Source organism: Aquabacterium sp. G14, assembly GCF_037482285.1.
In the GTDB taxonomy this organism is placed as follows: domain Bacteria; phylum Pseudomonadota; class Gammaproteobacteria; order Burkholderiales; family Burkholderiaceae_C; genus Aquabacterium.
Genome location: NZ_JBBEYB010000008.1, coordinates 194,449 through 204,535, shown reverse-complemented (window position 1 = coordinate 204,535; position 10,087 = coordinate 194,449). Strand labels below are relative to the sequence as shown.

Annotated in this window: 11 protein-coding genes; 4 read left to right on the top strand and 7 right to left on the bottom strand. The window is 66.3% G+C overall.

The window, feature by feature from the left end; all coding sequences use genetic code 11:
• From WIT60_RS10915 to WIT60_RS10885, 7 genes are all read right to left on the bottom strand, one after another.
• The coding region (locus tag WIT60_RS10915) for an EamA family transporter (protein ID WP_339583787.1) at nucleotides 1-323 on the bottom strand (323 nt) is incomplete at its 3' end.
• A gap of 7 nt (nucleotides 324-330) precedes the next feature.
• Nucleotides 331-711, bottom strand: coding sequence for a hypothetical protein (locus WIT60_RS10910; protein ID WP_339583788.1), 381 nt, complete (start codon nucleotides 709-711; stop codon nucleotides 331-333).
• Between the two features lie 64 nt (nucleotides 712-775).
• A complete protein-coding gene (locus tag WIT60_RS10905; RefSeq protein WP_339583789.1) occupies nucleotides 776-3,931 on the bottom strand; it encodes an efflux RND transporter permease subunit in 3,156 nt (1,051 codons plus the stop codon).
• 10 nt (nucleotides 3,932-3,941) lie between these two features.
• Nucleotides 3,942-5,063 (bottom strand): efflux RND transporter periplasmic adaptor subunit, encoded by a 1,122-nt coding sequence (locus tag WIT60_RS10900; protein ID WP_339583949.1) that lies wholly within the window; start codon nucleotides 5,061-5,063, stop codon nucleotides 3,942-3,944.
• A 23-nt stretch (nucleotides 5,064-5,086) separates the two neighbouring features.
• Complete coding sequence (locus WIT60_RS10895) at nucleotides 5,087-5,782, bottom strand: hypothetical protein (RefSeq protein ID WP_339583790.1); 696 nt, start codon at nucleotides 5,780-5,782, stop codon at nucleotides 5,087-5,089.
• The gene (locus tag WIT60_RS10890) at nucleotides 5,779-6,918 is read right to left on the bottom strand and encodes a TolC family protein (protein ID WP_339583791.1); all 1,140 of its coding nucleotides are present in this window, start codon (nucleotides 6,916-6,918) and stop codon (nucleotides 5,779-5,781) included. Before WIT60_RS10890 ends, WIT60_RS10895 begins: the two co-directional genes overlap by 4 nt.
• A gap of 262 nt (nucleotides 6,919-7,180) precedes the next feature.
• Nucleotides 7,181-7,543 carry a hypothetical protein gene (locus WIT60_RS10885; protein ID WP_339583792.1) on the bottom strand — a complete coding sequence of 121 codons (363 nt, stop codon included), beginning with the start codon at nucleotides 7,541-7,543 and terminating at the stop codon, nucleotides 7,181-7,183.
• Nucleotides 7,544-7,878: 335 nt separating this feature from the next.
• On the opposite strand from WIT60_RS10885, the gene WIT60_RS10880 reads away from it, so the two are divergent.
• Genes WIT60_RS10880 through WIT60_RS10865 form a run of 4 tightly spaced genes read left to right on the top strand, consistent with a single transcriptional unit; the run spans nucleotide 7,879 to nucleotide 10,086 of the window.
• On the top strand, nucleotides 7,879-8,652 hold the full coding sequence (locus WIT60_RS10880; protein ID WP_339583948.1) for a hypothetical protein: 774 nt from the start codon (nucleotides 7,879-7,881) through the stop codon (nucleotides 8,650-8,652).
• A gap of 46 nt (nucleotides 8,653-8,698) precedes the next feature.
• Nucleotides 8,699-8,968, top strand: a complete 270-nt coding sequence (locus WIT60_RS10875) for a hypothetical protein (protein WP_339583947.1) — start codon at nucleotides 8,699-8,701, stop codon at nucleotides 8,966-8,968.
• A gap of 14 nt (nucleotides 8,969-8,982) precedes the next feature.
• Entirely contained in the window at nucleotides 8,983-9,402 is a 420-nt protein-coding gene (locus tag WIT60_RS10870) for a GCN5 family acetyltransferase (protein ID WP_339583946.1), read from the top strand.
• Nucleotides 9,403-9,456: 54 nt separating this feature from the next.
• Nucleotides 9,457-10,086: an immunity protein Imm33 domain-containing protein gene (locus tag WIT60_RS10865; RefSeq protein ID WP_339583945.1), complete on the top strand. Its 630-nt coding sequence runs from the start codon at nucleotides 9,457-9,459 to the stop codon at nucleotides 10,084-10,086.
• Nucleotide 10,087: the final 1 nt, after the last annotated feature.

The following is a 10,087-nucleotide window of genomic DNA, read 5'->3' as shown; positions in this document are numbered from 1 at the left end:
GCCCCGGTGCCGCTGGTGTGCTGCAGCCCCCAGGCCAAGGCCACAGGCCCCAGCACCGCCCCGAAGAGGGCCACCCAGATCAGACGCACCCCATCGCTGCGCTGCAACCTCGCTTCGCGCGCAGCCGGCTGGCGCAGCAGGGCTCCCATCACGGCCGCCCCGCCATACAACAAGGCGGCGGTGGTGAACGGCCCCAGGCCCGCGCCCCAGCGTTGAACCAGAGGCGTGCTGGCCCCGAAAAGCAGGGCTGCCAGCAGGGCCAGCACGCCGCCCCGGATTGCCGGCCGACGTGTGGGCAGCAGCGGATGGGATGGCTGAGTCATGCCGGGCTCACTTGACCGAGAAGCGCACCGTCACGGTCTTGCCTTCGACGTTGTTGAGCACGGCCACGACCTTGGCCCCCTTGCTCACCGTCACGCCAGTGGCCTTGAGCTGGTTGTCTCCAGCTTCCTTGAGGTCCGCTTCCGTTTTCTTGCCACCTTGTAAGACGGTCAGCTTGCCCGCGATGCCTTTGGACGGCATGGGCTGGTCGTGGTCCACCAGGTAGATGATCACGCCATCGGCCGTGGCCACCAGCTCGAAGTTCACGTCATGGGCCACCTGCACCACGCCCCCATGGCGAGCCTTGCCAGCGCCATGCGCCATCGCAGGGTTCAGGCTCAGCGCGCACAAGGTCAGGGCGGCGATCTGGATCAGTTGCTTGGTTGTCATCGTTGCATCTCCATGCAAGGCGCGGTGCGCTTGAGGGCGGCACCGCCAGGCCCATGGTGTCAGATCAGAAGGCTTCTGGTGCTCTGGCCTCGGCGGGGGTGTGGCTTTGCGCTTCCGCATGGGCTTCGGCCAGCAGACGCTCGGTGGCCTCACGCCCCAGCAGCCAGAACAGCACGGGCGTGAGCAGCGTGTCCAGCAAGGTCGAGCTGATCAGCCCCCCGAAGATCACCACCGCCACCGGGTGCAGGATCTCCTTGCCCGGTGCGTCGCCCGCCAGCAGCAGCGGCGTCAACGCAAAAGCCGCGACCAGGGCGGTCATCAGCACCGGGGTCAGGCGCTCCAGCGAACCCCGCACGATCATGGCCTGGCTGAAGGTCTCACCTTCCAATCGGCACAGGTTGATGTAGTGGCTGATCTTGAGGATGCCGTTGCGCGTGGCGATGCCGGTCAGTGTGATGAAGCCCACCATGGCTGCCACCGACAGGCTCACCCCGGCGATCCACATGGCCACGACACTGCCAATGAGCGCCAACGGGATGTTGGCCATGATGACACCCGCTAGAACTGCCGAGCGATAGCGTGAGTACAGCACCAGGAACATCATCGCCAGCGACACCAGCGACAGCCCGAGGATCAGTTGGGTGGCCTGCTCCTGGGCCTGGAACTGGCCTTCCAGGCTGATGAAGCTGCCGGTGGGCAAAGAGGTCTTCGCAATGACCTGGCGGATGTCGGCGATGACGCGCCCCATGTCCGACCCATCGGTGTTGGCATAGACCACGATGCGCCGGCGGCCGTTTTCCCGGCCGATCTGGTTGGGGCCATCGGCCTCTTCGACGGTGGCGAAGCTGGATACCGGCAGGCGGCCCGCTGGCGTGTCCACCAGCGTGCGGGCCAGGTCCAGCGGACCTCGCTTGTCGTCGGGCAGTCTCAGCACCAGCTCGTAGCGGCGCGAGCCGTCCACGATCTGCGCGCCATGCGCCCCATCGGTCAAGGCCTTGAGGATGCGGATGGCCTCGCCGGGTGCCAGCCCGGTCTGGGCCAGGCGCTGCGGGTCGAGGCGGACCATCACCTGCGGGATCAGCACCTGCTTTTCCACCGTCAGGTCCACCAACCCCTTCACGCCCGAGAGGTTCTGGCGCATCTGCTCGGCCAGGCCCCGCAGCGTGTCGGTGTCGTCCCCGTAGATCTTGACGGCGATCTGGGCCCGCACGCCCGACAGCAGGTGGTCCAGCCGGTGCGAGATGGGCTGGCCGATGGCGACCTGCGCAGGCAGCACGGACAGCTGCGCGCGGATCTGGGCCATCACGGCCTCGCGGTCCACGGGCGGGCCCTCGCGACGCAGGTCCACGTCGATCTCGGCCGAGTGCACCCCTTCGGCATGCTCGTCCAGCTCGGCCCGGCCGGTGCGCCGGCCCACCTGGGTCACACTCGGCACTTCGCCAATCAGCTTCTCGGCCAGGGCGCCCATGCGGTTGGCCTCGGCCAGCGAGGTGCCCGGGTTGAACATCAGGGACAGCACCAGAGAGCCCTCATTGAAGGCCGGCAGGAAAGCCCGCGGGAAGAACGGCACCGAGGCCGCGGCCGCCGCCACGGCCAGGACCGCTGCGCCGATCAGCAGCCGGGCGCGCGGAAAGGACCAGGTCAGCAGCTTGGCATCCCAGCGCTTGAGACGAGCGACCAGCGGGCTGTCGCCATGGCCGAGTTGCTTCATGCGGGGCAGCAACTGGCTGCACAGCACCGGCGTCACCGTCATCGACACCAGCATCGACGCCAGGATGGAGACGATGTAGGCAATGCCCAGGGGCGAGAACAGTCGACCTTCGATGCCCGGCAGGGCAAACAGCGGCACGAACACCAGCACGACGATGACCGTGGCGTAGACGATGCCCGAGCGCACCTCGACGCTGGCCTGGCGCACCACCTCCAGCACGGGGCGGGGCTGGGGCAGCAGGCTGTTGTCCTTGAGGCGGCGCAGGATGTTCTCCACATCCACCACCGCGTCATCGACCAGTTCGCCAATCGCGATCGCCAGGCCGCCCAGGGTCATCACGTTGATGGACTGGTCCAGCAGCCTGAAGACCAGCGCGGTGACGGCCAGTGACAAGGGGATGGCGACCAGCGAGATGAGCGTGGTACGTGCCGACAGCAGGAAGGCAAACAGCACGATGGCCACCATGATGGCGCCGTCGCGCAAGGCCTCGGTCACGTTGCCGATGGAGGCCTGGATGAAGTCCGCCTGACGGAACAGCACCTGGGGCGCGGACAAGCCTTTGGGCATGCCCGCCTTCAGTTCATCGAGCGCCTGCTCGATCTGGCGGGTCAGTCGCACGGTGTCGCCCGCAGGCTGCTTCTGCACGCTGACGATGACGGCAGGCTGGCCCTTGTAGCCCGCATCCCCGCGCTTGAGGCCCGGCGCAAAGCGCACCTCGGCAACCTGGCTGAGCTGCACCGGTCGCCCATCCTTCCAGGCCACGGCCACGCCTTGCAGGTCATCGACCCGGTTGGTGCGGCCCAGGTGGCGGATCAGGTACTCGCGGCTGTTGAGGTCGATGAAGCCGCCCCCGGCGTTGCTGGCAAAACCTTGCAGCGCTTGCTCGATCTGCGTCAGCGAGATGCCGAACTGAGCCATGCGGCTCGGGTCCGGCTCGACGCGCAGCTGGCGCACATCGCCCCCAATGGGGATCACCTGCGACACCCCGGGGATGGCCAGCAGCCGCGGCCTGAGCACGAAGTCGGCGTACTCACGCGCCTGCATGGGCGTGGCCGCGTCCTTGGCCCCGTCCAGCGGCAAGGCGATCAGCATGACCTCCCCCATGATGGACGACACCGGCCCCATCACTGGTGTGATCTCGTCGGGCAATTGCCCACGCAGCTGGGCCAGGCGCTCGGCGACGAGCTGGCGGTTGCGGTAGATGTCGGTGCCCCAGTCGAACTCGGCGTAGACGATGGACAGGCCCACGCCCGAAGTCGAGCGCACCCGGGTCACCCCCGGCATGCCATTGAGCGCGGTCTCGATGGGAAAGGTGACCAGTTGCTCCACCTCTTCCGGCGCCATGCCGCCCGACTCGGTCAGCACCGTGACCAGGGGCTTGTTGAGGTCGGGGAAGACATCGACCGGCGTGCGCCAGGCGGTCATCCCGCCATAGACCAGCAGCAGGGCGGCAAAGGCCAGCACGAAGAGCCGGTTGTGCAGGCTGTATCGAACGATCCAGTTGAACATGCCGCGCTCCTCAGCGGATCTGTGCGACGAGCGCCGCACCTCGGACCACGACGCGGTTGTCCGCCGCCAAGCCCTGGGTCACCAGCACGGTGTGGGCGTCCAGCGGCTGAACCTGCACGGGCTGCGGCACATAGCGCTCAGCGCCCACCTTGATCCACACCACGGACTCATTGGCTGGGCTGCGCACCACGGCTTCGGCCGGCAACACGATGCCCTTGCGCTGACGCTTGAGCGCCGCCACCACGGTCACGGGCTGCCCCACGGCCAGCACGGCATCGCCACGGGTTCGCACCTTGAAGGTCAGTGGCAGCACCCCATCGCGCAGCGAGCGGGCCGCCCCGACGAGCTGCAGTTGCACATCGGCTTGGCCCAGCAGGTTGGCCTGGGCGAGCTGACTGGCCAATTGGACATCGGGGGTGGTGGCTTCGACCAGCATGCGCGTCGGATCGACCACCTCGATCAGCACCTCCCGAGGCTCGACCACCTGCCCCACCTTCAGGTCGGCGCGCGCGATGACCCCGGAGACAGGCGCCCGCAAGGCCTCGCGTGCGGCCAGGCTGGCGCCGATGCCGCGTTCCCGCTCAGCCAGCGACTGGGCCTCGATGCGCGCGGCGTCGATGTCCTTGCGTGGCACCGAGCCTTCCAGAGATTCCAGGCGCTTGAGTCGCTGCTCGGCCAGTTCACGGGCGGCACGCAGTTCGCTGCGTTGCGCCTGCTGGGCGGCCAGCGCGAACGGCTCGGCATGGTGGCGTACCCAGGCCAGCACGTCGCCTTGACGCACGGCCTGGCCCGCCACGGGCAAGCCTTGCGGACCGGCCTCGATGCGACCGCCGTGCATCGACTGCACCAGGCCGCTGGCGTTCGGATCGGCCACCACCCGACCGGGCAGTTGCACCGTCACAGCGGCATCGGTTTCCGGTGCGATGAGGGTGCGCAAGCCCATGCGGCGTTGCGCGATCTTCGGAATGTGGACGCTGCCATCGGGCAGTCGGCTCAAGCCGGATGTGTTCGGCGCCGCAGCCTGATCCAGGTGTTCGCCGTTGGGGCCATGGGCGCCCGGCCCGGCGTGAGCGGCGTGCAGGCTCAAGCTCAGGACGAACAGTGTTGTCAGGGTGCGCAACTGGAGGTGCATGCGTTGACATATCTGAATCGGGTTCATGCGGCGTCTCCCTTGTTGGTTTCAGCGTGGGCGGTGTCTGCCGCGCGTTGGCGCCAGCGCCACGCGGCGATCACGCCCAGCCCCAGCACGAGCACGCCCCCGGCGGCCCAGCGCCAAGCGGTGCCGGCATGGGCGTCATCGTGGGCGGGGTGGTCGTCCGCACCGTGTTCGTGCCCGTGGTCATGCGCCTGAGTGGCGGCCTGGGCCTGGCCAGCCCCGACACGGAGCACGGCATCCAGCAAGTCGCTGTCATCGCCCGCCACCACGGTGACGACAACGGCATGCTCGCCGGGTTGGGACAGCAGCTTCAGCATCGCCGGGTCGTCCACCGCGTAGTCGCCCAGGTCGGGGTGGAACTTCGCCTTCGCTTTCAGCGCGCCGGACTCGACCTCGACGTCGGCTTTCAAGACAGGTTCGTTGGTCGCGAAGCGGTCGATCAGGATGGACAACTCGCCACCACTGAGGCGCGCGACCAGCTCGAACAGCTCGGATTGGGCTTCCATCTTCGGTACGGTGGAGGTGGCGGTGCTGGTCGCTGGTGGACCGTCGAGGTGTTCGCCATTGGGGCCGTGAGCGCCCGGGGCAGCCAGCGTCACGTTGGTACCGAGGCTGAAGACCAAGGCCAGCACGATCTGGCGCAAGGGAGTGAGGAGGTTGAGTCGGCTCATAGGGGTGAAATCAATGCGGCTCATGGCAGTTGTCCAAGGGCATGTTGGAGGCGGGCCAGGGCTTGGACCAGGGCGGCGTGTTGACGTGCAGCAGCTGCGTCGGCCTGTGCGGCGGACGACAGGGCACGCAGGAGTTCTGGCAGGGACGATTCACCGGCCTGAAAGGACCGAGTCAACAGCCGGGCGCGCTCGCGCAACAGGCGTGCACGCTCGGCTTCCGCTGCGGCTTGGTCGGTGGCCGCGCTCACATGTCCGCGTGCCAAGGCTTGCTCCGCTTCAAGCTGCTGGTGCATGCGTTGAAGGGCCATCTGCGCGCGGTCCAGGTCAGCCAAGGCTGTGGCCAACCGGGGCGCGTTGTGGGGATCCGTGCCAAATGGCACGCTCACGGACAGGGCGACGCTGCTTTGCCGGGGCTGCCCCGAGCCGGGCTGCTCCTGGCGCATGCCCATGCCGAGTTCGGGCGCGGCCCCACGTTGGGCTTGCACCTGAGCCACCCGTTGCTGGGCACGCGCTACCGCTGCGGCGGCCAACTGTGCTTCAGGGTGTGCCTCAAGTGATGCACTCTGGGCCGTATCGTCGCGCGGAGATAGCGCCTCGGGCTCAGGCAGCGCGGTCCATCCGGTCAACAGGGTCCAGGCGCTGCGCTGTGCGGCCAAGGCCCGTTCGGCCTCAAGCGCCAGACTGCGAGCAGCGAGCATCTCGGCCTGGGCAGCCATAGCGTCGGTGGGAGCCAAATCGCCCGCCCGGACACGCCGCTCGACATCGGCACTGAGCGCTTCCAAGGTCTTGCGCTGTTGGGCCGCCTGCAAAGCACTGGCCTCGGCCTGCTGGAGTTGGGCGGCCTGCTCCCGCAGGCGCGTGGCCAGCTGCAGGCGCGCGGCGCGTTCCGAGGCACCCGCCCAGTCGGACTCGGCTTGCGCCACTTGGGCGTTGAGCTTGCGTTGACCCGGGCGCCACAGCGGCAAGGCGATGCCCAGCTCGGTCTCGCGCGCGCCTGCGGCCGCAGAACCGCGACCCTCGCGTCGGGACAGTGCCAGCGAGGGCGCCGCAGCCAGCCAAGCGTCGGCCAAGCCTTGCTCGGCCAGCACCTGACGTTGACGGCCCGTCGCTTCGGCGGACGCCAGGGAACGATCCCACGCCGCAGCGAGGGCTTGCGCCATGGTCAAACGCTGGGCAACGGAGGAGGAAGTGGCCGGGGACGAGGTCGCCGAAACCGGGGGAACAGGTGGCGCAGCCTGTGCAGCGCCAACCAGCGCGCTGCCTGCAAGCATGCAGGCAAGGCGCCATGGGGTGAACCATGGAGATGAATTCACGATCATCCTGACAGAAGTGTGGTGCGGCCCCGCCGGCATTCAGCCGGACATCGGGTCGCTACCGCTCAAACCAAACGCGCAGGGGTCAGCCCCGCGCAACACGGCGGTGTCAGGTGAGTGATTGCGGAGGTCGCTCTGGGCCGCTCAAGAAGGGCTGCGGCGGCTCGGTGGGATGAGCGATGACCGGTGGCGCCGAACCGACGCGCAGAACCGGCAAAACGGCGGCAGTCAGCAAGGCCGGCGCGGACAGGCATGCATCGCTCATCACATGCTCTGTTGATTCGTCGGAATCATCCTGATGAAACCCCGCATCGTGGTCGTCATGGACGTCGTGGTGATGCGCAGAGCCGTCAAAGTGAAGCAACGCATGCACCACTTCCTCGCCCTCGGCCGCCCACACGCCCAGCCCCGCATGGGCCAGCGACTGCCAGCACACGCAGAAAACGAGGAGGATGGAAAGCCAACGACGCATAGCTTATTAGTCTAGCAGGGAGGGTGAACCGAAGGCCCACATAACCCCATTCTTCGAGGGATCTGGCTTGTCAGGACCAACCGACCGACTGCAACTGCATGCGAACCGGTCAGTCGTGTCTTCGCCAATCGAATGGCCGGTGATGACCAATCGCTGCCATTCGGCCTTGAGGTCTCAATGACCGAGTTCAGCCTTCACCTGACAATGATCTCGGACCAGCCAACCGATCTGTCGGCACATCGGGCCTATTGAGCATTTCCCCCGCCTGATCTTCGCGTTGACCCCGCTCGTCATCACTATGATGGTGCGGCAAGCCCAGCTGAAAGGACGATGCCATGGGAACGTGGGGCGTAGACCTGTATTCGGATGACATCGCCTGTGAAGTTCGCGATGAATACCTTGAAGCGCTCAAGGTGGGGCTCTCTGGACCCGAGGCGGCCGACCAGGTGTTGCACAGACGGGGATTGGCGCTGGAGAACCGCCAGATAGCTTGCGGTGTTTACTTCTCGCTGGCCGAGACGGCGTGGAAGTATGGCCGGCTAACCGAAGACGTCAGGTCCGCTGCACTGGCGTTGCTCGAGTCGGGTGGGGATCTGTCGATCTGGGCCGAGGAGGCGCCTGCGGACCTGCCTGCACGCAGGGCCGTGCTGCAGCGACTGGAGGCCCGACTGAGATCGCCACAACCGCAGGTTCGACCCGTGAAGCTCAAGCCAGAGGCAGGGAAGGTGGTGCGCACAGATTTGCCCACAGGGACTGCTTTGCTGCTGGACTTGCCAAGTGGGCACCGTGCTGCGCTCGTCATTGTGGGTTTCAAGGACCTCGGAGGCAGTCTGGATCCCTTGTTTTCAGTGTCCCGTTGGCGTGGCAACAGCGGCGATATGCCTCCCTTGTCGCTCATTGCCAGCATGGGGACGTTGAGCATCCCATCGTTCCTGAATGAGCGTGCCCATGTTGGTATCCTTCCTTCTGATGGGAAGAAAAGTCTCCTGTCGGGTTTGCAGCCTTTCGGAATCGTTGAGCCAGCCTTACCTTTCTCTCCCACTGACGCGGTCTGGCTATCGATGGGACGGATCGCCTCAGAGATTGACCGGCGACTGGGTAGCGAGTAAGCGGCAGTGCTTTGCCAGTGATGGACTGACGGGAAAGGACAGTGCCATGGGATTGATTGTGCTCTTTGTGGTCACTGCCGGCATCGCGTGGGTGGCGAACCTCCGCCGGCGCAGAACCGGCTGGGCTACGGTCGGGTTGGCCTTGTTCAGCTCACTCGTTTTCCAGGTGCTGGCGGCCTGGGAACTGGGCCATGTCGACCCCTTTGCGTCGCTGGCATGGGCGGTGTCCCTGCTGGTCACCCTGCCGCTCAGCTGGGGCGTCGGTTGGCTGGTGTGGCGAGGGCGTGGCAGGAGTTGGCATGACGACGAGACTTGAGGGGACTTAAGGACATGACGCTTCCGGCCGTTTTGGATCCCGCCCGCGTTGGCGAGTACCCGCCACATGCTTGCGCGGGCGGTGGCTATGTATGGGACGAGGTGCTCGAATACCGCGTCTGGTGTCACCCCGAGCAGGGTGCGCCAGATCTCTGTGATGGCAGCGACTATTTTTACGCGTTCGCCAGCCATGCTGAGGCGCTCGACTTTGCTGACCGAACCGCCGGTGCGGAGGCGCCGCTGGCCCTGGTGCTTCAGCGCGAGTACATCGATGAACCCGAGGACGGATGCTTTGTTCACGTCCGGCAGGAGCGCATCACGGAGTGGCCCGTGGCATTCCTGAGCCGCCCTCGACGGACGCCGCAGACCCTGCCCAACTTCTTCGCGCCCGATGCGCCGGCCAACCGCCTCGACATCCTACGTGGGCTGGCGTAAGTCGACGCCTCCCCCGTCGTCTCGATCAACCCGATACCATCCAAGGATCTCCCCATGCAAACCTGGCACCTGGACAATGCCGAGGAACTGGCAGCTCAGTACCGGTACACCTTCTATAAGCCGTCTCAAGAGGTGATTGCCCGTCTCGCGCCAGGAGACTGTGTCAAGCTCATTTTCCGCTTTGACAGCAACGATCCCGACGCACCGGCAGCCGAGCGCATGTGGGTGGTCGTGGACGAGGTCCTGCCGCTGGGCCACTTCATAGGACGCCTGGACAACCAGCCCCGCTACATCACCGACCTGAAGCACAACGACCAGGTGGCCTTCGAGGGCTGCCACATCATCAACACCCAACTGGACGATGAAGAGGCGGGCCTGGTCGAGCGCTACGCCCGGCGCTGCTTCGTCACCCGCCGCGTGCTCGATGATGGCTGTCCCGTTGGCTATCTCTATCGCGAGGAGCCGGATGATGAGGAGGACAGTGGCTGGCGCATCACGGCCAACGACGAGTCTGAAGACTACATGGGCGAGGCCGAGAATCTGGCCTATGTTTCTTTGGGCGTAGTCCTCAACCTGGACGACGCGTTCATCGACCTGCTGGACGACCCTGCCGGTGCCGCCTACGTGCGGAACCCGGAAACGGGCCAGTTCGAACCCTGTGAAGACGAGGACAGCGATCGTTGAC

Bases quoted from the DNA above. Each gene is read 5' to 3' on its own strand.
- WIT60_RS10890 (WP_339583791.1), bottom strand. From the start codon at position 6,918: ATGGCGCAAGCCCTCGCTGCGGCGTGGGATCGTTCCCTGGCGTCCGCC.
- WIT60_RS10885 (WP_339583792.1), bottom strand. From the start codon at position 7,543: ATGCGTCGTTGGCTTTCCATCCTCCTCGTTTTCTGCGTGTGCTGGCAG.
- WIT60_RS10895 (WP_339583790.1), bottom strand. From the start codon at position 5,782: ATGAGCCGCATTGATTTCACCCCTATGAGCCGACTCAACCTCCTCACT.
- WIT60_RS10865 (WP_339583945.1), top strand. From the start codon at position 9,457: ATGCAAACCTGGCACCTGGACAATGCCGAGGAACTGGCAGCTCAGTAC.
- WIT60_RS10880 (WP_339583948.1), top strand. From the start codon at position 7,879: ATGGGAACGTGGGGCGTAGACCTGTATTCGGATGACATCGCCTGTGAA.
- WIT60_RS10870 (WP_339583946.1), top strand. From the start codon at position 8,983: ATGACGCTTCCGGCCGTTTTGGATCCCGCCCGCGTTGGCGAGTACCCG.
- WIT60_RS10875 (WP_339583947.1), top strand. From the start codon at position 8,699: ATGGGATTGATTGTGCTCTTTGTGGTCACTGCCGGCATCGCGTGGGTG.
- WIT60_RS10905 (WP_339583789.1), bottom strand. From the start codon at position 3,931: ATGTTCAACTGGATCGTTCGATACAGCCTGCACAACCGGCTCTTCGTG.
- WIT60_RS10910 (WP_339583788.1), bottom strand. From the start codon at position 711: ATGACAACCAAGCAACTGATCCAGATCGCCGCCCTGACCTTGTGCGCG.
- WIT60_RS10900 (WP_339583949.1), bottom strand. From the start codon at position 5,063: ATGCACCTCCAGTTGCGCACCCTGACAACACTGTTCGTCCTGAGCTTG.